General features: G+C 72.3%; 19 protein-coding genes and 1 pseudogene. 8 read left to right on the top strand and 12 right to left on the bottom strand.

Annotated elements, in window-relative coordinates; genetic code table 11:
* Position 1 precedes the first annotated feature (1 nt).
* Genes O7631_RS25345 through O7631_RS25355 form a run of 3 tightly spaced genes read left to right on the top strand, consistent with a single transcriptional unit; the run spans position 2 to position 3,915 of the window.
* A complete protein-coding gene (locus O7631_RS25345) occupies positions 2 to 1,804 on the top strand; it encodes a glycoside hydrolase family 15 protein (protein ID WP_278146556.1) in 1,803 nt (600 codons plus the stop codon).
* Positions 1,801 to 2,637, top strand: a complete 837-nt coding sequence (locus O7631_RS25350) for an aldo/keto reductase (RefSeq protein ID WP_278146557.1) — start codon at positions 1,801 to 1,803, stop codon at positions 2,635 to 2,637. The genes O7631_RS25345 and O7631_RS25350 overlap by 4 nt, the downstream gene beginning before the upstream one ends.
* A gap of 42 nt (positions 2,638 to 2,679) precedes the next feature.
* Positions 2,680 to 3,915 (top strand): hypothetical protein, encoded by a 1,236-nt coding sequence (locus tag O7631_RS25355; RefSeq protein ID WP_278146558.1) that lies wholly within the window; start codon positions 2,680 to 2,682, stop codon positions 3,913 to 3,915.
* A 243-nt stretch (positions 3,916 to 4,158) separates the two neighbouring features.
* Here the strand turns inward: O7631_RS25355 and O7631_RS25360 are convergent, their stop codons facing one another.
* Both O7631_RS25360 and O7631_RS25365 read right to left on the bottom strand, forming a co-directional pair.
* Positions 4,159 to 6,228, bottom strand: coding sequence for a phospholipase C, phosphocholine-specific (locus tag O7631_RS25360; protein ID WP_278146559.1), 2,070 nt, complete (start codon positions 6,226 to 6,228; stop codon positions 4,159 to 4,161).
* 143 nt (positions 6,229 to 6,371) lie between these two features.
* Positions 6,372 to 7,298, bottom strand: a complete 927-nt coding sequence (locus O7631_RS25365; RefSeq protein ID WP_278146560.1) for an AraC family transcriptional regulator — start codon at positions 7,296 to 7,298, stop codon at positions 6,372 to 6,374.
* Between the two features lie 103 nt (positions 7,299 to 7,401).
* Here O7631_RS25365 and O7631_RS25370 point away from each other — a divergent pair, with 103 nt between their 5' ends.
* The 5 genes and pseudogenes from O7631_RS25370 (at position 7,402) to O7631_RS25390 (ending at position 11,246) form a co-directional block, all read left to right on the top strand.
* Positions 7,402 to 8,232, top strand: coding sequence for an NAD(P)H-binding protein (locus O7631_RS25370; protein WP_278146561.1), 831 nt, complete (start codon positions 7,402 to 7,404; stop codon positions 8,230 to 8,232).
* Between the two features lie 98 nt (positions 8,233 to 8,330).
* Positions 8,331 to 9,371, top strand: coding sequence for an SEC-C metal-binding domain-containing protein (locus O7631_RS25375; protein WP_278146562.1), 1,041 nt, complete (start codon positions 8,331 to 8,333; stop codon positions 9,369 to 9,371).
* Positions 9,372 to 9,459: 88 nt separating this feature from the next.
* A complete protein-coding gene (locus O7631_RS25380) occupies positions 9,460 to 10,206 on the top strand; it encodes a metallophosphoesterase (protein WP_278146563.1) in 747 nt (248 codons plus the stop codon).
* A gap of 69 nt (positions 10,207 to 10,275) precedes the next feature.
* Positions 10,276 to 10,605 (top strand): annotated as a pseudogene (locus tag O7631_RS25385) (LysE family transporter); the annotation flags it as partial.
* A 146-nt stretch (positions 10,606 to 10,751) separates the two neighbouring features.
* Positions 10,752 to 11,246, top strand: coding sequence for a DUF2231 domain-containing protein (locus O7631_RS25390; protein WP_278146564.1), 495 nt, complete (start codon positions 10,752 to 10,754; stop codon positions 11,244 to 11,246).
* A 49-nt stretch (positions 11,247 to 11,295) separates the two neighbouring features.
* Here the strand turns inward: O7631_RS25390 and O7631_RS25395 are convergent, their stop codons facing one another.
* The 10 genes from O7631_RS25395 to O7631_RS25440 form a co-directional block, all read right to left on the bottom strand.
* Positions 11,296 to 14,631: a S8 family serine peptidase gene (locus tag O7631_RS25395; protein WP_278146565.1), complete on the bottom strand. Its 3,336-nt coding sequence runs from the start codon at positions 14,629 to 14,631 to the stop codon at positions 11,296 to 11,298.
* A 102-nt stretch (positions 14,632 to 14,733) separates the two neighbouring features.
* On the bottom strand, positions 14,734 to 15,726 hold the full coding sequence (locus tag O7631_RS25400) for an LLM class flavin-dependent oxidoreductase (RefSeq protein ID WP_278146566.1): 993 nt from the start codon (positions 15,724 to 15,726) through the stop codon (positions 14,734 to 14,736).
* On the bottom strand, positions 15,723 to 16,049 hold the full coding sequence (locus tag O7631_RS25405; RefSeq protein WP_278146567.1) for a TIGR04076 family protein: 327 nt from the start codon (positions 16,047 to 16,049) through the stop codon (positions 15,723 to 15,725). Before O7631_RS25405 ends, O7631_RS25400 begins: the two co-directional genes overlap by 4 nt.
* On the bottom strand, positions 16,046 to 16,420 hold the full coding sequence (locus O7631_RS25410) for a nuclear transport factor 2 family protein (RefSeq protein ID WP_278146568.1): 375 nt from the start codon (positions 16,418 to 16,420) through the stop codon (positions 16,046 to 16,048). The genes O7631_RS25405 and O7631_RS25410 overlap by 4 nt, the downstream gene beginning before the upstream one ends.
* A 34-nt stretch (positions 16,421 to 16,454) precedes the next feature.
* Positions 16,455 to 18,098 carry a DUF885 domain-containing protein gene (locus O7631_RS25415; protein WP_278146569.1) on the bottom strand — a complete coding sequence of 548 codons (1,644 nt, stop codon included), beginning with the start codon at positions 18,096 to 18,098 and terminating at the stop codon, positions 16,455 to 16,457.
* Positions 18,095 to 19,354 (bottom strand): amidohydrolase family protein, encoded by a 1,260-nt coding sequence (locus tag O7631_RS25420; protein WP_278146570.1) that lies wholly within the window; start codon positions 19,352 to 19,354, stop codon positions 18,095 to 18,097. Before O7631_RS25420 ends, O7631_RS25415 begins: the two co-directional genes overlap by 4 nt.
* A gap of 10 nt (positions 19,355 to 19,364) precedes the next feature.
* Positions 19,365 to 20,342, bottom strand: a complete 978-nt coding sequence (locus O7631_RS25425) for an ABC transporter ATP-binding protein (protein WP_278146571.1) — start codon at positions 20,340 to 20,342, stop codon at positions 19,365 to 19,367.
* Positions 20,339 to 21,316, bottom strand: coding sequence for an ABC transporter ATP-binding protein (locus O7631_RS25430; protein WP_278146572.1), 978 nt, complete (start codon positions 21,314 to 21,316; stop codon positions 20,339 to 20,341). Before O7631_RS25430 ends, O7631_RS25425 begins: the two co-directional genes overlap by 4 nt.
* A 1-nt stretch (position 21,317) precedes the next feature.
* The gene (locus O7631_RS25435; RefSeq protein WP_278146573.1) at positions 21,318 to 22,217 is read right to left on the bottom strand and encodes an ABC transporter permease; all 900 of its coding nucleotides are present in this window, start codon (positions 22,215 to 22,217) and stop codon (positions 21,318 to 21,320) included.
* A complete protein-coding gene (locus O7631_RS25440) occupies positions 22,214 to 23,299 on the bottom strand; it encodes an ABC transporter permease (protein ID WP_278146574.1) in 1,086 nt (361 codons plus the stop codon). The genes O7631_RS25435 and O7631_RS25440 overlap by 4 nt, the downstream gene beginning before the upstream one ends.
* Positions 23,300 to 23,306: the final 7 nt, after the last annotated feature.

Raw genomic sequence — 23,306 nt, forward strand, 5'->3', positions numbered from 1 at the left:
CGTGACTGACCGGCCGCCGATCAGCGACTACGGTCTGCTGGGCGACACGCGTACCGCCGCCCTGGTGGCGAGTGACGGCGCTATGGACTGGCTCTGCGTACCGCGCTTCGACGGCAATCCCCTGTTCGGCCGACTGGTCGGGGGCCCGGACGCCGGAACGTTCCGGGTCGGCCCGGTCGGGCCGGCCACTGTCGTCGAACGGCGGTACCGGCAGCACACCGCCACCCTGGAGACCACCTGGGCGGTGGGCGGCGGCCGGCTGCGCCTCACGGAGGCGATGGTGGCCGAGGTCAGCGGTCGCCTGTTGCCCACGACGCTGATCGTGCGACGGCTGACGGCGGAGCGGGCGGCTGTCGACGCGGTGGTGGAGTTCGACCCCCGCCTTGGCGCACGGCATCGTCGGCCCCGAGCGCAGCAGCGGCGCCATGGCCTCGTGTGTGAGTGGGGGGCGCTCGCGGTCGCGTTGGACAGCACTCCCCCGTTCAGGTTCGAACCGGGTCGGCCCATCCCGATCACGGTCACGCCGGATCGCCCGGTCACTCTCGTACTGGCAGTGGCCCACCGCGAGCCGGTGATCCACGTCGAGCCGACGGCCGCCTGGGACCTGCTCGCCGAGGACGAGGCTCGGTGGCGGGCCTGGGTCGGGGAGATCGACGAGTGGCTGCCGTTCCGGGACCACGTCGTACGAAGCCTGCTCACCTTGCGGTTGCTGACCTACTCGCCCTCGGGAGCGCCGGTGGCCGCGCCGACCACGTCCCTGCCCGAGGACCCGGGTGGGGCACGAAACTGGGACTACCGCTATGTCTGGCCCCGCGACGCCAGCATCGGCGTCAGCGCCTTCCTCAGCGTCGGCAAGTCCGACGAGGCCCGCGGCTTCCTCGCGTGGCTGATGCACGCCAGCCGGTTGCAACGACCACGCCTGCCGGCGCTGCTCACAGTGCATGGCCGACACGTGCACGCCGAACGGGAACTGCCCGGTTGGCCCGGCTACCTCGACAGTCTGCCGGTGCGGATCGGCAACGACGCCGCCCACCAACACCAGCTCGACGGGTACGGCTGGGTGATCGACGCCGCGTGGGCGTTCGCCCAGGCCGGACACCGCCTCTCCGCCGAGACGTGGCGGGCGGTACGCGGCTTCGCCGACGTGGTCGCCGGCCGTTGGCGGGAGCCCGACGCCGGTATCTGGGAGGTACGGGAGCCCGCCCAACACGTCCACTCCAAGCTCATGGGCTGGCTCGCCGTGGACCGCGCCCTGGCCATCGCGGACACACACTCCGTGCCCGAGCGTCAACGTCGACGCTGGCAGGAAGCCCGGGATGCCATCGCCGCCGACGTCCGCACGCGCGGCTTCGACCCGACGGCGGGCAGCTACGTCCGCACCTACGGCTCCCCTCATCTCGACGCGGCACTGCTCGTCCTGCCGCTGCTCGGCGTGGACCCGACCGATTCACCCCGGGTACGCGGCACCATCGACGCCGTCCGGGACCGGCTGTCCGCCGGCGGTCCGCTGCTCTACCGCTACCCGCCCGGACGGGACGGGCTCCCCGGCACCGAGGGTGCGTTCCTGCCCTGCTCGTTCTGGCTCGTGCAGGCGCTTGCCAGCACCGGGCGTCGCCGCGAGGCCGTCGATCTGTTTCAGGCCATTGTCGAGTACGCCAGCCCGCTCGGGCTCTACGCCGAGGAGGTGGATCCCGCGACGGGTGCCCACCTCGGCAACTATCCCCAGACGTTGACGCACGCCGCGCTGATCCAGGCCGCGCTCGCCATCCGGGACGCCCCGACGCGGGTAGGGTTCCGATCATGACGATTCCCCATCTGACGGCTGCCGACGGCACCGCTCTGCCGGCGATCGGGCTCGGCACGTACCAGCTGAACGGTTCGGCGGGCGTCGACGCGATCGGGCACGCGATCCGGGCGGGTTACCGGTTGCTCGACTCGGCGGTGAACTACGAGAACGAGGGGGCTGTCGGTCGGGCCGCCCGTTCGGCGGGAGACGTGCGGGACGAGGTGATCGTCACCTCGAAGCTGCCGGGGCGGCACCACCGCTACGACGAGGCGCTGACCACCATCGAGGAGAGTGTCTTCCGCACCGGCCTCGACCACGTCGACCTGTACCTGATCCACTGGCCGAACCCCAAGGAAGACCTGTACGTGCAGGCGTGGCGGGCGCTGATCGAGGCGCGCGAACGCGGTCTGGTGCGGCACATCGGGCTCTCCAACTTCCTGCCCGAGCACATCGAGCGGTTGGTGGCCGAGACCGGGGTCGCCCCGGTGGTCAACCAGATCGAGGTGCACCCGTACTTCCCCCAGCAGGAGGCGCTCGACTACCACCGGGAGCAGGGGATCCTGGTGCAGGGTTGGAGCCCGCTCGGCCACGGCAACGACCTGTTGCAGCACCCCGTCATCGTGGAGATCGCGAACGCCCACGGTGTCAGCCCGGCGCAGACCATCCTGGCCTGGCACGTGGCGCGCCAGGTGATCCCGCTGCCCAAGGCCGCGTCGCCGCACCGGCAGATCGAGAACCTCGACGTCTTCGGCATCACGCTCACCGACGCGCAGGTCGAGGCCATCACCGCGCTGGGCCGCCCGGACGGGCGGCTCTCCGATCAAGACCCGGCGGTGTACGAAGAGTTCTGACCGACCCGTCCGACGTGTCAGGGGGTCGGGAGAGCATGGGGCGTGCTCGACGGACTTGACGACATCGACTGGGCGCGGCTGGGCCATGCCTACGGGGCGGCCGACGACGTGCCCGGCCAATTGCGTGCTCTGCTCTCCCCCGATCCGGCGACCCGGGACGAGGCCCTGGGTGACCTCTACACCAACGTCTTCCACCAGGGCAGCCGGTTCGAGGCGAGCGCGTACGCGGTGCCGTTCCTGGTGGAGATGCTCGGCGATCCGGCCACCCCGGACCCGGCGGCGGTGCTCGGGCTGCTGAGCGCCCTGGCCGTCGGGTACGACGAGGGTGTCCTGCCGGAGGGTTTCCCGGTGGCCGAATACCGCCGGGCCGCCGAGGGTGGTCGGGAGCTGCTCGCGGCGAAGCCGCCGCCGTGGGCCGGCGAGGACGAGTCGGAGAAGGAGTACGTCGAGTACGCCTACGTCGAGTCGCTGTCCGCGGCGGATCAGGGTCGGCTGTGGGCGTACGTCGAGGTGGCGACCTACGACGCGGTGCGCGCCGGGGTTCCCGTGTTCCGCACCCTGCTGGAGCACTCCGATCCGGGCGTGCGCGCCGTCGCGGCGTACACCCTCGCCTGGTTTTCGGAGGAGGCCGACGGCAGTGTGGCCGCGCTGGCCCGCGCGATCGACGCCGCTCGGGCCCCGGGCGTCGGGGCAACGCCCGGTGAGGTGGCGACCATGCTGGTGGCGTCGGGGCTGCTCGGCGCCGCGCCGGACGTGCGGTGGTTGACCGATGCGCGCCCGCTGGTCCGCTGGGCCGCGGCGGTCGGTCGGGTCCGGGTCCTCGGCGCGGCGACCGACCCGGCGACGGCCGAGGAGTTGTTGAGGTGGGCGTCGGCGCCGTCCGACGACGCCGAGCCGGTCGAGGGTGAGTGGGTGCCGTTCCTCGGCGGCGATCTCGGCGGGTACGCGGCGCTCGCCCTGCTGCAGCTCGGGCCGCAGCACGCCGACAGTGCCGTCGACGCGCTGCTCGACCGCCTGCCCACCGTCAGCGGTGAGCGGTCGCTGACGGTGCTGGGTGCGGCGTTGCGCCTCGCGTTCCCGGACGGCCCGGCGGCGGCCGGGGCGCCGGCGGTGGCGCTGGCGCCCCGGCAGCGACGGCTCGCCGAGGTGCTGGGCCGCTCGACCGACCCGTGGTTGATCGACGGGCAGGAGTTCGGCAACGTGTCCATGCTCGTCGCAGAGCACGGCCTGCCGAGGAGCCGCGAGGCGATGCGGGCGTACCTCGCAGAGGTGCCGTAGCCAGCCGGTTTCGCGTTACCCGTTGTCCAGCACCGGCGGCGCGGCCGCTACGAAGCGCGATGCCCGGACGAGCGGCGACGCGACGAGGGTGATGACTCTGAGGCATAAATATGACTCAGAGTCATAACGCACAACCGGACATCCGCCTCCGAGGGGCGGGCGTCCGGGCTGTGCGGCGAGACGACGATCCGACAGCGGGCGTCACCCGGGCCGACGGTGGGCCCGGGTGACGCGACGCCGGTCCTAGACGAGCCCGCCGAGCGACGGGTCGCTGATGCTGTCCTTGCCGTTCTCGACGTGGCCCGCGTACCGCTGGGCGAAGTCGGCGTCGCCCGCGACGGTGACGGTCAGGTCGTACCAGCCGTGGGTGCGGGAGAGCTGCCAGTGCGCCCGCTCGGTGTGGCCCGGCCGCAGCGACAGCGTGACGGGGCGGGAGTGGTACCGGTCGGTGATGGTCACCTCGACCCGCTTCGAGCCGGGGTTCTTCAGCGTGAGGACCACCTTGTCGTTGCGCTCCTCGTAGGCGGGGGTGATGTCGAGGTGGGCCCGGCCGCCGGTGAACCGGCGGTAGAAACCGTTCGGCCCGTGCACGGACAGGTCGTACCCGGATCCGATCGGCCAGGTGTCGCTCAGGTGCTTGCCCGGTTCGACCGTGTAGCTGCGTGGGGCGTCCGCGCTGCCGGCCTGGCGGACCTGGAAGACCGCGGCGACCCCGCCGGTGTTGCGGAAGTCGATGCGCAGCGAGTCGCCGTCGCGCCGCCCGTCGGCGTGCAGGGTGTACGGGATCGCGCGCGCCGGGCGTACCCCGTGCTCCTGCTTCGGCAGCCGCTGGTCGGTCGGCGGCACCGGCACCTCGTCCGGGTGCCGGACCAGGTCCTCGGGCTTGAAGTCGTCGGTGTCGGGCAACCGGACGTCGCGCGAGCGGTTGGGGTGCCGGAAGTCGAAGGCGCTGGTGAGGTCGCCGACGACGGCGCGCCGCCACGGCGTGATGTTCTTCTCGATCAGGTCCGGGCGGCCGTGCCCGAACCGCGCCTCCAGGAACTTGATCAGCGACGTGTGGTCGAAGACCTGCGAGTTCACGTAGCCGCCGCGCGTCCACGGCGAGACGATGACCATGGGTACGCGGATGCCGAGGCCGTACGGCCCGGCCGGGTGGTCGGCGTCGCCGGGGAAGATCTCGTTCGTGGTGGGCACCGTCGACTGACCGTGCTCGCGGCTCTGCGGCGGCGTCGGCGGCACCACGTGGTCGAAGAAGCCGCCCTCCTCGTCGTACGTGATGAAGAGCGCCATCTTGCTCCACACCTCGGGGTTCGACGCGAGGATGTCGATGACCTGCGAGATGTACCAGGAGCCGTAGGCCGGCTCCCAGTTCGGGTGCTCGGTGTACGCCTCGGGAGCGGTGATCCAGGAGACCTGCGGAAGGCGTCCCGCCTCGACGTCGGCGCGGAAGTCGGCCAGCAGCGCCTCCGGGTCGCGGCCCTGGGTGCGGATCTCGGTGCCGGTCTTGGCCCGGTCGGCGAGAGAGGTTCCGGGCTGCGCGTTCTGATACTGGTGGAAGTAGAGCAGCGAGTTGTCGCCGTAGTTGCCGATGTACGGGTCGTTCGTCCAACCCCAGGAGCCGGCGGCGGTGAGGCCGGTGCCGACGTCCTGGTAGATCTTCCAGGAGATGCCGTTGCGCTCCAGGCGCTCCGGGTAGGTCGACCAGTCGTAGCCGGCCTCGGCGTTGGTGATGACCGGGCCGCCGCCCTTGCCGTCGTTGCCGACCCAGCCGCTCCACATGTGGTAGCGGTTCGGGTCGGTCGGCCCCATCAGCGAGCAGTGGTAGCTGTCGCAGACGGTGAAGGCGTCGGCGAGCGCGTAGTGGTAGGGCAGGTCCTGGCGGGTGTGGTAGGTCATCGCCGTGACACCCTTGTTCGGCACCCACTTGTCGAACCGGCCGTCGTTCCAGGCGGCGTGCCCGTCGTTCCAGCCGTGCGGCGGGTCCGGCAGGAAGGTCTGGCCGAGGTCCTTCACCTCGGGGCGGAAGGGCAGCAGCTCGTCGGCCCCGTTGGGCTGGCGCCACACGTCCTTCCCGGATGGCAGTGTCGCCGGATGGGGGTCGCCGAAGCCGCGTACGCCGCGCATGGTGCCGAAGTAGTGGTCGAACGAGCGGTTCTCCTGCATCAGGATGATGACGTGCTCGACGTCAGTGATCGTGCCGGTCCGGTTGTTCGCCGGGATGGCGAGCGCCTTGCTGAGATCCAACGGGAGCGCCGCGCCGATCGCGGGGACCCCCATCGCCTTGAGGAACGTACGCCGGTCCACAGTGCCCATAGCTCCGCCTTTGTGCGATCTGGTCGAGAAACTGGCGACCGGACGCTACCGACGACGGGTTGACGGCAGATGACCGTAGTTGGTTGGTTTTGCGACCACTCGACAACCGGCTTCGGGCCCTCGCGATGCGGGCCGCCGGCCGGTCACGCCGCCCGGTCGCTGCTCCGGGTGAGCCGGCGGTGCCCGGTCGGGCTCAGCCCGTGGACCCGTTTGAAGGCCGCGCTGAAGCCGAAGGCGTCCGCGTACCCCAGTTGGTGTGCGACAGCGGCGACCGTCGCCGTCGATTCGGTCAGCACGTCGGCGGCCAGTGTCATCCGCCAGTCGGTGAGGTAGGTCAGCGGCGGCTCGCCGACCAGGTCGGTGAACCGCTTCGCCAGTGTGGACCGGGAGACTCCAGCTTGCGCGGCCAGGCTGGCGAGGGTCCATGGCCGGCCCGGGGCGTCGTGCATGGCGCGCAGCACCGGGCCGACGGTGTCGTCGCTCAGCGCGCGGTACCAGCCGGGGGGCTCGGCGTCGGGTTGGTCGAACCAGTCCCGCACCGTGCACACCAGCAACCAGTCCAGCAGGCGGTCGAGCACGATCTGGCGGCCGGGCCGGCCGGCGTCGAGCTGTGCGTCCAGGTAGTCGCGGAGCGGGGCGCAGTCGTGCTCGTCCGGCACGACCAGCACCGGTGGCAGCGCACCCAGCAGCCGTTGGGGCACCCGACCTCGAACGTGGTAAACCCCGACGAGCAACACGAGGCGCTCGGTCTCGTCCGCGCCCGTCGAGTCGATCGCCCCGGTCTGGCCGCGCCGGACGTCCCGGAGTTGCCCCGGCTCGAAGCTCGACCGCGGCTCGGCGGAGAACGTGAACGGTGCCGGACCGCGCGCGGCGGCGACCTCCCCGACCCGTACCAGATGGGGCTTGTCGCTCTCCGGGTGGGAGAGCCAACCCTCGCCGCGCAACGGGACACAGAGCGTCAGCGGGGCGCCGTCGGTGAACCGCAGCGCCGAGGGCGGTGTCAGGACGGAACGGCCGAAGGCCGCGCCGTCCGCGTGCACGCTCCGCAGCAGACTGTCGAACGGGTCCATGACACCGACGATAGATCCCGGATGACGGCGCTCGGACGATCACACATGCCCGGCGTACGACAGCATATGGGCCGACCGTGACCGGTCGCGTTGACTCGTGGTCATGACGACGGACGCGCAGTCGATACTCGTGATGGCCGGCACCGGTAAGACGGGCCGCCGGTTGGTGACGACGCTGCGGGCGGCGGGCCGGCTCGCCCGGCCGGCCTCCCGCTCGGGCGAGGTGCGCTTCGACTGGACGCGGCGTGACACCTGGGAGCCGGCCCTGGCCGGCGCCACTGCGGTGTACCTGCTGGCCCCGGAGGATCCGACGCTGGCCGCCGACTTCGTGACGCAGGCGGTCGACTCGGGTGTGCGCCGGATCGTGGCGCTGTCCGGACGCGGGATCGACCAGGTCGGTGACTTCTCCCCCGGCATGGTCGCGGCGGAGACGGCTGTGCGGACGTCGGGCGTCGAGTGGTCGATCATCCGGGCGAACAACTTCAGTCAGAACTTCAGCGAGGACCTGTGGCGCCAACCGCTGCTCGACGGTCGACTGGCCCTGCCGATCGGCGTCACCCCGGAGCCCTTCGTCGACGCCCAGGACATCGCCGAGGTGGCCGCGACGCTCCTGACCGCCCCCGACCACCACGAACAGGTGTACGACGTGTCGGGTCCCCGGGCGCTCACCTTCGCCACGGCGGTGGCGACGATCGCCCGGGTGACCGGTCGTTCGATCAGCTACGTGGAGGTGACCCCGCAGGAGTACCACGCCGAACTGATCGCCGAGGGCTATCCGGAGGAGACGGCCTCGGCGCTCAACCTCCTGTTCGCCGGGATGCGCGCGGGCCATCTCGCCGAACCCGCCGACGGTGTCCGTCGGGTGCTGGGTCGGGACGCGCTCGACTTCGACAGCTACGTCGTCCGGGCGGCGGCGGCCGGCGCCTGGTCGTAGTGCGCCCGGCACGCCTGGCCGCCGGCTCCGGCGGTGTGAGAGCGGCGTAACAGGTGATCTGCCCGCATACCGCGCGCACCCCGACGTACCGTGAGATCGTGCCGACGAGAGACGTACTCACCAAGGCTGACCTCGCTGAACTCCGCCGCTCGGCGCTCGGGACGGCCAACCCGCTCGGTGTCGCCGCCGACCTCGCGGAGGCGGCCGAGCAGGGCCGGCTGGAGGATCCTGACGACGCCGGGGACGCCCTGACGCTGGCCGCCGAGATCGCCGAGATCCGGGCGCGGCCCGAGGCGGCCCTGCGCTACGCGGAGCAGGCCGTGGCGGCGTACCCCTCCGGCGACGACCCGCGGGCCGGGTTCGCCCGGGCGTTGCGGGCCCGCGCCCTGTTCCGGGCCGGCGGTCAGGACGACGAGGCGATGGCGGAGTTGACCGCCCTGCGCCCGCTGCTGCTCACGCAGCCCGACGCCCCCGCCTACGTCAGCGCGGCACTGGACGCCGGTGGTCGTTCGGCGATCGCCGAGACGTGGTTGAGTGAGGCTGTCGACTCCGCGCTCGGTGATCGTGCGACCGGCGGAGCTTCGGCGATCACCGCGACCGAACCGGTGGTCGACCTCGGTCCGCCGGACGCGCCCGGTGTGACCTTCTTCCTGCTGCAACAACGGCATCGGGTACGCCGGAACCTCAACCTGCCGCACGACCGGCAGGACGACCTGGCGGACCGGCTGGAGACGCAGCTCGTACGCCGGGCCGGCGAGCGCAGGGACGCCGAGTCCGACCTGCTCTTCTGGCCCCGGGCCGAGTTCGACACGTTGATCTCCGAGCATCCCGCCCTCGCCGAGGTGTACGGCCCGGACTGGGACGCGCACCGGGGCCGGTTGGAGAAGGAGCTGGTTCGGCTCCAGAGCGCCGGTCAGGCCGGGCTGGGCGTGTTCGGCGCGACGGTGGCCGGCCTGAACGCGTTCGCCGGTCGACGGGACGGCGACCCGACCGACGCGGGCGTCCGGGCGGGGTACGCGGCCGAGGTGTCGGCGCGGCCCAGCGCGCGCATCCCGTGGCCACCGGAGCGCAACGACGCCTGCTGGTGCGGCTCCGGCCTGAAGTACAAGAAAGACTGCCTGCCGCGCTCCCGGAGCTGACCAGCACAGCGATCGCCCTGCGGCGACCGAACTGGCGGAGAGTAGCGTCCCTGACGGCTAGACCTCGGTAGCCGTTAGGAGAGCATTCGTGCTGATCATCGCGCATCTCAGTGACACCCACCTCGACAGCCATCCCCGATCGGCCGAGCGGACCGCTCGGGTCATGGACTACCTACACGGCCTGCCACGACAGGTCGACGCGATCCTGATCACCGGGGACATCGCCGACAACGGCGAGGTGACCGAGTACGAGATGGCCGCGAAGCTCTTCGACTCCCCGCTCCCGGTCATGGTCTGTCCTGGCAACCACGACGTGCGCGACGCGTACCGCAAGGGTCTGCTCGGTGACGACCGCGGCGGCACCGGCCCGATCAACGCCCGCCACGACGTGGGCGGCGCGGTCTTCCTCCTCGCCGACTCCTCCGTGCCCGGCGCGGACGACGGCCACCTGGACGAGGAGACGATGGCCTGGCTCGCCGACGAACTGGGCTCGGTGCCGGCCGGCACGCCGACGTTCATCGCCCTGCACCACCCGCCCGTGGTGCTGCACCACCCGGTCATCGACCCGATGCGGCTTCTGCCGGCCGAGCCCTTAGCCGAGTTGGTCACCGCCCACCCGCAGGTCGTCGCCGTGCTGACCGGGCACTTCCACACCGCCGCGGCGAGCACCTTCGCGGACCGTCCACTGCGGATCGCGCCGGGTGTGGTCAACACCCTGCGGATGCCCTGGGAGGGCGAAGGGCCGCTGACCACGCAGACCCAGCCGCCCGGCGTCGCGTTCCACGTGTACGACGACAACGGGCTGTTCACCACCCACTACCGGGTGGTGGTGTGAGCGGGCACGGGGTGGCCGTCCTCGGCTTCCTGGTCGCCGTCGCGCCGATCACCGCCACGCCGGGCGAAAGCGCCCCCGACGGTTCGTGCCCGGAGGCTGCCCTGGAGCGTGAACCACCCTTACCTGCAGGGGTTGCTCGGCAACGTGTTGAACCCGAAGGCCGCCGCCGTCTACCTCACCCTGGCACCGCAGTTCCTCGAACCGGGCCGGCCGGTGCTGGTGCCGATAATGCTTCTCGCCACGGCGCACGCCGCGCTGAACACCTGCTGGCTCGCCGGCTGGACCGTCGTCTCCGGTGCCGCGGCCCGGCTGCTCCGCACCGCGTCGGTGCGACGAACGCTCGATCGACTGACCGGTGTGATCCTGCTCGGCCTCGGTGTTCGTGCGGCGACGGCCTGAGTCTGCTGTGACCGGCGCGGCCCGGCCCAGCAGCCGGGCCGGCCGGGACGGGCGCTGGTGGCAATCTTGGGGAGTGACACGCCCGGCTGGTACCGATAGCGTCCATTCCCGGACGATCGACGTCCGACCGATGTGAGGAGACGCCGATGTTCGAGGAGTTCATGGGCATCCCCGCCCATCCGCTGGTGCTGCACGCCGCTGTCGTGTTCGTGCCGCTGCTGGCGCTCCTGACGATCGGCTACGCGCTCGTCCCGCTGATCCGGCCGCACACCCGTTGGGTGTTGGGGCTGCTCGCTGTGGGTGCGCCGATCGCGGCCCTGCTGGCGAAGCTCACCGGCGACGCCTTCTTCGAACGTATGCGTGCCGCCAACCGGGTGACCCCCGAGTTCCTGCCGACGTTGGAGACGCACCAGGAGTTCGGCGACATCACGTTCTGGGCCACTCTCCTGTTGGGGGTCGTGGCGCTGGCACTGGTCTGGTTCGTCGCGCCGAGGGCCGCCGAGGCGGGCGCCGACCGGCGGCCCTCGCGACCGCTGACCCTCGCGTTGCAGGTGCTGTCGGTGATCGCCGCCGGCATCGCCGTGTACTACGTGATCCGCACCGGCGACTCCGGCGCGAAGGCGGTCTGGGAAGGTCAGTGACGACTGTGGTGTCGGCCCGGCCGGAGCCGGGCCGACACCCTGTCGACCGTCAGCCGGCGCGGTACGCCCGGATGATGGTCTGGTCGATCCCGCTACCGCCGTTGGCGGTGGCCTTCACCCGCAACGACACTGCTTGACCGGTGGTGGCCTTCGGCAGCGCGACCCGGTAGGTGTCGCCGCTCCCGGTGACCCGGGCGGTCTTCCAGGTGGCGCCGTCGTCGGTCGAGGTCCAGACCTGGAACGAGGTCACCTTCTGCGTCTTCACACCGTGCGCCTGCCGGACGGCCATCTCGGCCGTTCCGTCGACCGGGTGGTTGTCGTGGCCCATCGGCAGGGCGTAGTCGACAGCGAGCAGCGGCAGCGGCACGCTCCCGGTCCCGTCGGGGCCGGCGGACCGGAACGTCCACGAGGTGTTGACCTTGGTCGAGATCGGCAGGATGAGGCTGGTGTCGACGTCGAAGGTCACCCGGTAGTCGGCCATCGCCTGTGGCACCGTGAAGTCGGCGACCGGCCGGCCGCTCTGCTCGACCAGCTTGCCGTTGCGATACAGCGACAGCGTGCGCTTGACGCCGGTCGCCTCGCCCTGGAGGCAGTCGGCCCGCTGGTGCTGGTCGGTCAGCGTCACCATGTCGAGGTGCAGGTTGCCCCGGGTCCGCGACGGCGGGGTGGCGCAACTCCAGTCGGCGCCGGCCGGGTCGTCGTACCAGTCGGAGTGCAGCGGCTGCCGTGCCCAGACCTTGGACTGCCGGCTGCCCGGCCGGTACTGGCGCGGCGCCTCCATGGCCCCCAGTCCGCCGTAGACACCCTGGTCGGCCCAGACGATCTCCGGTGAGAGGTACGACGTCCGGCTCGGGGGCATGACGCCCTCGAAGGTCTGGGTCACCGGCACCCCGTCGGGGGTCTCGCCGAGGCGGACGAAGGTGGTGTACATCTCCGGCGAGTCGGTCTGGTGGAACGTCTCGTCGATGCGGGCCAGTCGGGCCTGCTCCGCCCTGGTCACCCGGAACGACGGGTCGGCCGGCACACCGTGGGTGTACTCGTGCACGATGTTGTAGCGGTACGGCTTCGCGGTGCCGGCCGGCGAGTCCATGTTGACGGCCGCCCAGGTACGCCGCGATCCGATGGTGGGCTTCGGGACCGCCACGCTACGGACCGCCGTGGCCGTCCCGAATCCGCTGATCTGGTGCCACCACGGCAGGCCGTTCACCGCGGTCTGGAAGGTGGTGACGTCGGTCCGGGTGGTCGTGGTGGCCGCGCCGTCGACGGTCGCCGTGACCGGCCGGGCCTGCGCCGGGTCGAGGGTCACGCTCCGGGCGGCGTGTACGTCCAGGTCACCCGCCGCGGTGAGGGTGCTCTCCTGCACGTCGCTGTCGACGTAGTAGGCGATCGACGCGCCGAGCACCGAGTACCGGCCGGCCGGCACCCGCAGGGTGAAGGTCTCCCCGGGCGTGCCGCCGCCCCCGCCGTAGAACAGCAGGGGATCGGTGAGGTTGGCGACCATGACGTTGATCCAGGCGTCCGCGCCGTCGCGCAGGCCGGGCATCGGCTTGGTGTGGATCGTCAGGTCGTAGCTGGGCGGCTCGACGTAGAAGCTCACCGGCGTGGTGGCGACCAGTTTGCGGCCGGTGCGGGCGGTGACGGTGGCCAGGTAGAACCCGGGCCGGGCGGCCAGCGCCGCGCGGTTGATCCGCACCGTCGCACCGGCGGTCGCGCCGCGCTTGAGGGTGACCCGGCTCGACGACAGCGACGCCGCGCCGCGGGGCACCGGCTGGCCGTCGTGGTTCACCAGTGCCACGTCGAGGTCGAGGACGGCCGCAGACTCACCGGTCCAGCTGAGCTTCGCCTCGCCGGTCCCGGACTGCGGGTACGCGAACGTGCCGAGGTTGACCACCGGCTGGTCGCTGGTCGGGCCGCCGAGGGCCCGGGCCGCGTTGAGCCGGCCGGCTCCGACGGCGTACGCGTCGACGCCGGTCAGCGGGTCGGCCGCGCCGACGAGTGCGGCCTTGAGCTGCTGGCCGGTCCAGTTCGGGTGGCGCTGGGCGAGCAGGGCGGCGGCGCCGGCCGCGTGCGGGCTGGCCATCGAGGTGCCGCTGATCGCCTCGTAGTGCTCGTCGATCGGGTCCTGCAGGTTGGTGCCGGCGGCCCGTGCGGCGACGATGTCGACGCCGGGCGCGACCAGCTCCGGCTTGGCCGCGTGGCTGTTCACCAGCGGTCCGCGGCTGGAGAAGTCGGCGAGCTTGTCGTCACGGTCGACGGCGCCGACGGTCAGCGCGCTGGCGGCCGATCCGGGCGAGGAGATCTGCGCGCCGTTGTTGCCGGCGGCGATGACGAACAGCGTGCCGGTGGACTTGCTCAGGCCGTCGACGGCGAGCGAGAGCGGGTCGTTGCCGTCGTCGGCGTCGCTGCCGCCGAGGCTCATGTTGATGACGTCGGCGCGGGGGGCGGCCCACTCCATGGCCGCGATGATGCCGGAGTCGTCGCCGTAGCCGTGGTCGTCGAGGACCTTGCCGATCAGCAGCTTGGCGTCGGGCGCGACACCGCGACGCTGGCCGTGTGCGGCGGCGCCGGTGCCGGCGATGGTCGAGGCGACGTGCGTACCGTGGCCGTTGTGGTCGACGGCGTCGCCGCCCTCGGCGGTGAAGTCGGCCCGGTCGGCGACCCGCCCGACCAGGTCCGGGTGGGTGAAGTCGGCACCGGTGTCGAGCACCGCGACGGTGGTCCCCTTGCCGGTGTAGCCGGCCTTCCAGGCGTCCGGTGCGGCGATCTGGCCCAGATTGCGGTCCAGGTCGGCGGGCTTCGCGCCGGCGGTCAGGGCGGTGGCGCGGACCTTACGGTCGAGCCAGACCTTCTTCGCGCCGGCGAGCAGCGAGGTGGTCGCCAGCTTCGCGGTGGCCGGGCTCTTCTTGGGTACGCGGCCGGCGACCGCGCCGATGCTGGGTAACGGCAGCACGTCGCCGAGGGCGGCGACGCGGGCGGACGCGGTGGCGGGCTGCACGATGAGCGGCAGCTCGGCGGAGTTGTCGTCGTCGTACCCGTCGGCGATCAGCGTGGTGACGTCGAACAGGTCGGGGTCGAGGACCGAGCCGACCTGGGACGCGACGCGGGCGGGGACGACGTGCAGGTGACCGTCGGGGCCGCAGCTCTGGCTGATCACCGCGTTCTCGTCGATCGGCCGGATCGTGGCCTGCGGGCAGCCCGAGCCGTTGCTGCGGACGGTCACCACGTCGCCGGTCAGCAGGGTGACGGTGTGCGTCCTGCCGTCGGTCGAGGCGGCGGGTACGCCGGGTCGGTCGATGCCGCCGGCTGTGGCCGAGCCGCCCGGTAGGGCGGTCAGCGTCGTGGCCGTGACGGCAACCGCCATCAGCCACCGCGTTCTCCTGAGCATGGTGCTCCTCGTCTAATGTGGACGAAAGTGCCTCATCGGGCGACTTCCCGCAAGATCATAAGCACCGGTTCGCGATCTTTTAAGGCCCGTGACGAGGGGTTTTCACCGCCGTAACAAAGGGAGCACCCGCCGGCCGAGCAGGTCGATCCCGCCGTGCGGCGTCAACCCGTGCGGGGTGCCGAACTCCACCCGGCTCGCCCCGGCGTCGAACACCGCCGCGGCCTGCGCGGCCACGTGCTCGGGTGTGCCGGAGAAGGCGAACAGGTCGAGCAGGTCGTCGCCGATCAGCGCCCCGGCGAGGTCGTCCTCCCGACGGCCGACATGCTGCTGGATCCGGGCCAGCAGCTCCGGGTCCACCTCGATCGTCGGGTCGTGGGCCGCGACCACCGCCAGGTACATGGCCACCTCCCGGCGGGCGACCCGCCGGGCCACCACACCGTCCTCGTCCACCACTGTCACCGCCCCGAGCACCACACCCGTGCGGTCGCGGTCCGGCGTGGTCGCGTCGTCCAACCAGCCGCGCATCAGCCGGGCCATCGCCGGGTTCGCCGACCCGCCGACCTTGACCTCGCCGGCGAAGCCGGCCGCCGCCCGTGCGGTCTGCCGCCCCCAGGTGCCGACCAGGACCGGTACGTCGGCACGGGCCGGTGTGTACCGCAACGACGTGCCGGGCGCCACTGTGAACTCGCTGCCCTGGAAACCGCTGTCGTCACCGGCGAGCAGCAGCCGGACGACAGCGACCGTCTCGACGATGCGCCGGATGGGCCGGACCTGCGGCACGCCGATCTCGTCGAGCCAGGTGCCCCGGGCCAGCCCGAGGTAGGCCCGGCCGTGCGAGGCGAGATCCAGTGCGGCCACCTGGCCGGCGACCTCCACCGGGTGCATGGTGAACGGGTTGAGGCACGCCACGCCCAGGCGGATCCGGCTGGTGTGCCGGGCCGCCACCAGCAGCGGGAAGATCGGCGGTTGGTACATCAGGTCGCCGAAGACCGACAGCACGTCGAAACCGTGCCGCTCGGCCAGCTCGGCCAACGCGGCGTACTCGTCGGCGGACTTGTCGGACTGTAGGCCGATCCCGACCAGCCCTTCGCTCACGTCAGCTCCCCGGTGGGGATCTGCCGGCGGCCGGTCCGCTCGATGCGCATGATCAGCCGCTCCTCCGGGTCCGGGCAGGCGACATGGCTGTCCTGGGCCATCCAGTCGCCCTCGGCCAACGCCCGCTGCTTGGCGGGGATCAGGGGCAGGCACGCGGCCAACGCGTACAGGCAGAAGTGCCCGCCGGCGGGGATGGTGAGCCGGTTGGACTCGGTCACGTCGAAGTGGTCGCCCGGCTTCAGGCCGCACACCGAGCGGCCCTCGATCCGCTCCACCACGACGCGCAGGTCGTACAGGTCGGTCGTGGGTTCCTCGGCGCTCATCGCACGGCCTCCGCGTGGTGGTGCACGATCCGCCAGGTGCCGGCCTCGCGGCGCAGGACGTCGGTCACCCGGAAACACTCGTCCGGCCGGGCGTCGGCGAAGCGGGCCCGCAGCACGTAGCGCACCAGGCCGGTGTCGCCCCAGGCGTCGGCGTGCAGGTGTTCCGGCGCGACCGCGAGCGGCGGCGAACCGGCGGCCCCGGTGGCCCGTCGGTCCCGCAGGTCGTCCAGCGCGCCCAGCCCGGACAGCAGGCCGTCGGCGTCGGACTCCCAGAACGTCAGGTCGGGGTGCAGGTGCGCGTCGAACGCCTGCCGGTCTCCGAGCGACCGGTACAGGTCGGTGATGGTGGTGGTGAGCTGATCAGCGCTCATCGGCTGTCACTTCCGATCGCAGAGGTACGGCAGGTCACTGCAGGTGGGCCAGACGGGCGCGCAACGGGTCCAGTCCCATGGGTCCGAGCGCCAGGGCGGTGTGGTGGAAGCGTTTCCGGTCGAACGCGGCCCCCTCGCGCTGTTCGGCCTCCCGGCGGGCCTGCTGCCACAACCGCGCGCCGACCTTGAAGGCGAGGGCCTGCGCCGGCCAGCCGAGGTACCGGTCCACCTCGAAGCGGGCCGTTTCGGCGTCCAGTCCGGCGACGCGGGTCAGGACGTCGACAGCGAGCGCCGGCGTCCACCGCCGCTCGTCGGTGAACCCGTTGCCGGCCGGGATCGGCAGTCCGAGGTGCAGGCCCAGGTCGATGACCACGCGGGCGGCCCGCCACATCTGACCGTCGAGCATGCCGAGCCGCTCGGCCGGGTCCGCGTACAGGCCGATCTCGTCGGCCAGACGCTCGGCGTAGTGCGCCCAACCTTCGGCGTACCCGTGTACCTGGCAGAGGTGGCGCTGCCAGGGGTGCAGGTCTGCGGTGGTGAGGGTGAGCGCGTGCTGGAGGTGGTGGCCGGGCAGACCCTCGTGGCAGAGCGTCCCGACGTGCCGCCACACCGGCACCGTCGACTCGCCGGAGGGCACCGACCACCAGATCCCGCCGGGCCGGGTCAACGACGGGTCGGGCGGCGTGTAGTACATGACCCCGGTCGTGGCGGGGCTGATCCGGCACACCACAGGCCGGGTGGCGGCCGGGATGTCGAAGTGGGTGCCGTCGAGCGCGTCGGTCAGCTGCTCGGTGCGCTGCCGCAGCCACTCCTCCAGGGCGGGGCCGGCCGGCACCCGGCGGGCCGCGTCGGCGTCCAACGCCGCCCGCGCGGCGGCGACCCCCCGGTGGCCCAGCTCGCGCGCCACGGTGCGCAGCTCGGCGGCGGTGCGGGTCAACTCCGCCCAGCCGTACGCGTACACCTCGTCGAGGTCGATCGTCGCGCCGAGGAAACTGCGCGCGGTGACCCGGTAGAGGTCTCCCCCGACACCGTCCACCTCGGACGCGACGGGTGCCAGGTCGGCCCGCAGGAACGCGGCGAAACCCGAGGTGGCGGCGGTGGCCAGCCGTGCGCCCAGGTGCAGCTGCCCGGCGAGCGGGCCACCGGGGTAGCCCTCCACCAGCCGGCCGTAGAAGTCTGCGCGGGTCCACGCCGTGCACTGGTTGGCGACCACGAGGACCTGCCGGCGGGCGACCAGGTGTCCCTGCTGCGCCGACCGGCGCAGCGTGGTGGCGTACCGGGCGAGGGCTTCGGGCACCTGACGCAGGTGCGCGGCCACCACCGCCCAGTCGTCAGCGGTGTCCCGGGGCAGGTTGTCGAAGATCTGCCGGAGCAGGTGCACCGGGGTGGCCAGCGGGGCGAGCAGCCGGGTGGTGAAACCCGCGTCGTACAGGTCGACCTCGCTGGCCAGACGGTCGCGCAGGGCGTCGGCCAGGGCCGGCTCGCCGGGGTCGTGCGCGCTCGCCGAGGCGGCGGCCGTCGCGGTGCGTCGGGCCAGCTCCGCGCGGGCGTCGAAGCCGTCCGGCGACAGGTCCGGGACCTGCGACACCGGTGTACGCCCCGTCGCCTCGGCCGCCTGCGGGTCCAGCTCGGCGAGCGCGTCGAGGTACCCGTCGGCGACGTCGGTGATGCTGCTCATCGCGGTACGCCGAGCCGGCCGTTCGCGACGCCGAACCGGCAGTTGTCATCGCGGTACGCGACGCCGCCCTTCACTACGGCGTGCAGGGTGCGCAGCGCCGACACCGAGCGGGTCGGGTCGTCGCGCAGCACCAGCAGATCGGCGTGCCGGCCGACCTCGACGCTGCCCAGGGTGTCGGCGCGACCCAGCCACTCGGCGGGGCGAGCGGTGGCGGCCTTGAGCGCGTCCGCGACCGACATACCCGCGTCCACCATGAACTCCAGTTCGCGCACCGTCGCGGTGGTCTCGTCGTAGCCGGCGTGCGGCGGCATGTCGCTGCCCAGCGCGATCGGTACGCCGTTGCGGATGGCGTGCTGGAGGCTCTCCCAGTGTCGGGGGCCGGCCGCGAGGGCCCGGTCCATCAGCCAGCCGGGCACCCCGGAGTCGCGGAAGAACTGCTCGCAGCGACTCACCACGATCGTCGGCACGTACCAGACGCCCCGCTCGGCCATCAGCCGCGTGACGTCGTCGGTCAGCTCGTACCCGTGCTCCACGCAGTCGAGGCCCAGTTCCACGGCGCTGCGGACCGAGTCGGCCGGGCCGGCGTGCGCGGTGACCTTGCGCCCCCAGTCGTGGGCGACACGGATGACGGCGGCCATCTCGTCGTCGAGCAGCTGCGGGGTGTCGATGGCCTCGTGCTGCCCGGCGATGCCGCCGGAGATGCACACCTTGATCAGGTCGGCGCCGGCGCGGAGCTGCTCGCGGGTGGCCCGGCGGAACCCGTCCGCGCCGTCGGCTTCGAGGGCGTCGGCGTCCCAGCCGTGGCCGCCGGTGCAGCAGAGCGCGTGGCCGGCGGTGAATATGCGCGGTCCGTCGACGGCGCCGGCCTCGATGCCCCGGCGCAGGGCGAAGTCCGCGTACCGGCTCTCGCCGACGAGGCGGGCGGTGGTGACACCGGAGTGCAGGGTGCGCCGGGCCGAGTCGGCCATCAGCAGCACCAGCTCGGCCAGGTTGGAGTTGTGGACCGTGTCGGCGAGGTGGCCGGGCAGCCCCAGCGAGAGGTGTACGTGCATGTTGGTCAGACCGGGCATGACGTGGTCGCCGCCGAGGTCGACCACCCGGGCGTCACCGGCCTCGCTGAGGACGTCGTCGACCGGGCCGACGGCGCGGATCATCCCGTCGGCGCCGATCCAGATGCCTCGGTCCGGCTGCAGGGTGTCCTCGACACCGTCGTAGAGGGCAAGGTTGACCAGGACCTGTTCGGTGGGCATGCGCATGGGGACGTCCTCAGAGTGGGCGCGCGACGGTCGGTGCCGCCGCGGAGTCGGTGAGCCAACAGGCGACGCTGCGGTCGCCCAGGTCGACGGTGGGTGGTTGCTCGACGCACCTGTCGAACGCGTGCGGGCACCGCGGCCGGAACCGGCACCCGGTGGGGGCGTTGGCCGGGTCGGGCACCTCCCCGGCGAGGATGGCGGGGAGGCGCGGGGTGGGCCCGATCTGCGGCACCGCGTCGATCAACGCCCGGGTGTACGGGTGTCGCGGCGCGCGCCACAGCTCGCGGGTGGGGGCGGTCTCGACGATGCGGCCCAGGTACATCACGGCCGTCACGTCGGCGATCTCGTGCACCAGCGACAGGTCGTGGGAGATGAACAGCATGCCCATGTCGAGGTCGCGGACCAGCCCGACGAGCAGGTTGACCACCTGTGCCTGGGACGAGGCGTCCAGAGCCGTCACCGGTTCGTCGGCGATGATCATCCGGGGTTCCGGTGCGAGCGCGCGGGCGATCGCCAGGCGCTGCCGTTGACCGCCGGAGAACTGGTGCGGGTAGCGGTCGGCGGCGCTGGCCGGCATGGCCACCCGGTCGAGCAGTTCGTGCACCCGGGCCCGGCGGGCCGCCCCGGTGACCGTCGCGGGCACGCCGTCGAGCAGTTGGGAGCCGATGGTGCGCCGGGGGTTCAGTGAGGCGTACGGGTTCTGGAAGACCATCTGGAGGCCGACCTCGGCGTCCGACCGGGGTCGCCAGCCCAGCGGGGTGACCGGTCGGTCGGCGTACCGGACGGTGCCGGCGCTCGGCGCGCTCAACCCGACCGCCACGCGGGCCAGCGAGGACTTGCCGCAGCCGGACTCGCCGACCAGGCCGACGATCTGGCCGGGCAACACCTCCAGGTCGACCCCGGCGACGGCCCGTACCCGCCCCCGACCTCGGGATCGGTACTCGACCTCGACGTCGGTGAAGGACAGTCGCGCGGGCGCGGGGGTCGTCATGCGGCCACCTCCAGGTTCGGGCGGACCACGCAGGCCACCGACCGGTCCGCGCCGACCGGGGCGAGCGGGGGCGGTGCCGTGCCGCAGGACGGTTCGGCGTACCCGCAACGGGGTTGGAACGGGCATCCCGCAGGCGCCTGACCGGGTGCCGGCGGCGCGCCCGGAATGGGTCGTAGCGTCCCGCCGGTCTGCGTGCCGTGCGGGCGGGCGCCGAGCAGCGCGGCCGTGTACGGGTGCGTGGGCGCGGTGAGCAGGGCGCCGGTCGGGCCGGTCTCGACCACCCGCCCGGCGTAGAAGATGTAGCCGCGGGTGGTGAGGGCGCTGAGCACCCCGAGGTCGTGGGTGATGAACGCGACGGCCAGCCCGGTCTCGGCGCGAAGCCGGTCCAGCAGGGCCAGGATGCCGGCCTGCACCGTGACGTCGAGGGCCGTCGTCGGTTCGTCGGCGATCAGCAGTCGAGGGCGGGCGGCCAGGGCGATGGCGATGGCGACCCGTTGCCGCATCCCGCCGGAGAACTGGTGCGGGTAGGCACGCAGCGCTCGTTCCGGGTCCGGGATGCGGACCTGGTCGAGCAGCTCCACGGCACGGCGGGCGGCGGCCCGCCGGTCCATCCGCAGGTGCACCCGCATGTGTTCGGTGAGCTGCCGGCCGACGGTGAGCATCGGGTGCAGGGCCGCGCTCGGGTCCTGGAAGACCATGGCGATACCGGCCCCGCGCACCCGCTGCCAGCCTTTGCTGTCCAGGCCCAGCAGTTCGGTGCCGGCGTACCGGGCCGAGCCGCTGACCGCCGCCCCCGGGGGCAGCAACCCGAGCAGGGTCTGCGCGGTGAGGCTCTTGCCGCAGCCGCTCTCCCCCGCGATGCCGACCAGCTCGCCCTCGTCGACTGTCAACGACACGTCGTGCAGGATCGGCAGCGGGCCGCGCGGCGAGGGCAGGGTGACGGCCAGGGAGTCGACGTCGAGCAGCGGTGCCACCTCAGCGTCCCTTCGTGTAGCGGGGGTCGAGCCGGTCGCGCAGCGCGTCGCCGAGCACGTTGAACGCCATCACGACGGTCAGGATGGCGAGGCCGGGAAACACGCTGACCCACCACATCGACAGGTCCTGCGCGCCGAGGGCCACCATCGAGCCCCACTCGGCCGCCGGCGGGCGGGGGCCCAGGCCGAGGAACGACAACGCGGCGAGCAGCAGCACCGCGTTGCCCAGTTCCAGCGTGGCCAGCACGATCGCCGGGCCGACACTGTTGGGCAGCACGTCGCGACGCAGCGCGCGGATCGGCCCGACGCCGAGCAGCCGGGCGGCGTTCAGGTAGTCGTCGCCCCGCATGCCCAACACGGCGCTGCGGATGACCCGGGCGTAGACCGGCCAGGAGACGATGACCAACGCCAGCACGGCGTTACGGGTGTTCGGGCCGAACGCCGCGGTCACCGCCATGGCCAGGATGATCTGTGGGAACGCGAACACCAGGTCGGTCAGGCGCATCAGCGCCTCGTCGACGAACCGACCGACGTACCCGGCGACCAACCCGAGCAGCCCGCCGACCAGCAGGGCCAACGAGACGATGGCCAGGGCCAGTGGGATGGACAGGCGGGCGCCGTGGATGACCCGGCTGAGGATGTCCCGGCCGAGCGAGTCGGTGCCGAACCAGTGCGCTCCCGACGGCGGCGCGTACGCGTCGGGGCTCTGCGCCAGTGGGCCGTACGGGGCGAGCACGTCGGCGAACAGCGCCAGCAGCAACCACCCACCGAGGATGGTCACTGCCACCATCGTGATCGGCTGACGCCAGACCGGCCGACTGGTCGCGCCGCCGCGGAGTCGGCCGAGCCAACGACGCCGGCCCAGGGCCCGCTCCGCCTTCGGATCAGCGAGTGTCGTCATGAAAGCCGGATCCTCGGGTCGATGAGACCGTAGAGCAGGTCGACGGTCAGGTTGACCACCGTGTAGACGAGCGCCACGAACAGGCTGACGCCGAGGATCGAGGGCAGGTCCAGTGCCGTGGCGCTGCGGTACGCGTACTGGCCGACGCCGGGCCAGCCGAAGATGCTCTCCACCAGCACCGTCCCGGACAGCAGCGAGGCGAAGGCCAGCCCGGAGACGGTGACCACCGGGACGAGACCGGCACGCAGCAGGTGCCGACGCAGCACCACCCGGGTCGGCAGACCCTTGGCGTACGCGGCGCGGATGTAGTCCTGCTGGAGCACCTCCAGCATCGCCGAGCGGACGAACCGGACCAGCATCGCCACGGTCAGCGACGTCAGCACGAGCACCGGCAGGGACAGGTGCTGGGCGGCGTCCCACGCGACGTCCCACTGCCCGGCGACCGCCGCGTCGACGGTGTACATGCCGGTGACGGTGGGCGGTGGGCTGAAGTCGGTGGAGAGTCGTCCGCCGCTGGGCGCCAGGCCGAGCTGGTAGAAGAACACGTAGAGCACGACGAGGGACAGCCAGAACGGCGGGGTGGACAGCCCGAGCAGGGCGCCGATCCGCACGACCTGGTCGGTGAGCCGACCGTTGCGGACCGCCGCGAGCATGCCGATCCCGGTGCCGATGAGCAGCGCCAGCACCATGCTCGGGATGGCCAGTTCCAGGGTCGCCGGCACGTAGCGCAGCAGGTCGTCCAGGACGGCCCGCCCGGTCTGCTGGGACAGGCCCAGGTCGCCGTGCAGCAGGTTGCCCAGGTAGTGCACGTACTGTGCCCACAGCGGCTGGTCCAGGCCCCACTTCTCGCGGAAGGCGGCCACCGCGGCCGGGTCGTTGAGAGCCTGGTCGGAGAGGTTGGCGGTCACCGGGTCGCCGGGGACCACGTTGACCAGGCCGAACGTCACCACCGTGACGCCCAGCAGCAGGCCGGCGGTGATCGCCATCCGCTTGGCCAGGAACGTCAGCAGCGGGTGGGCACCCCGGGGCCGGGACGCGGTCGTGGCGACCGCGCCCGGCTCACCGTCGTGGACTGTCGTCATGTCGTCG

The sequence above is a fragment of the Micromonospora sp. WMMD967 genome, assembly GCF_029626165.1.
GTDB lineage: Bacteria > Actinomycetota > Actinomycetes > Mycobacteriales > Micromonosporaceae > Micromonospora > Micromonospora taraxaci.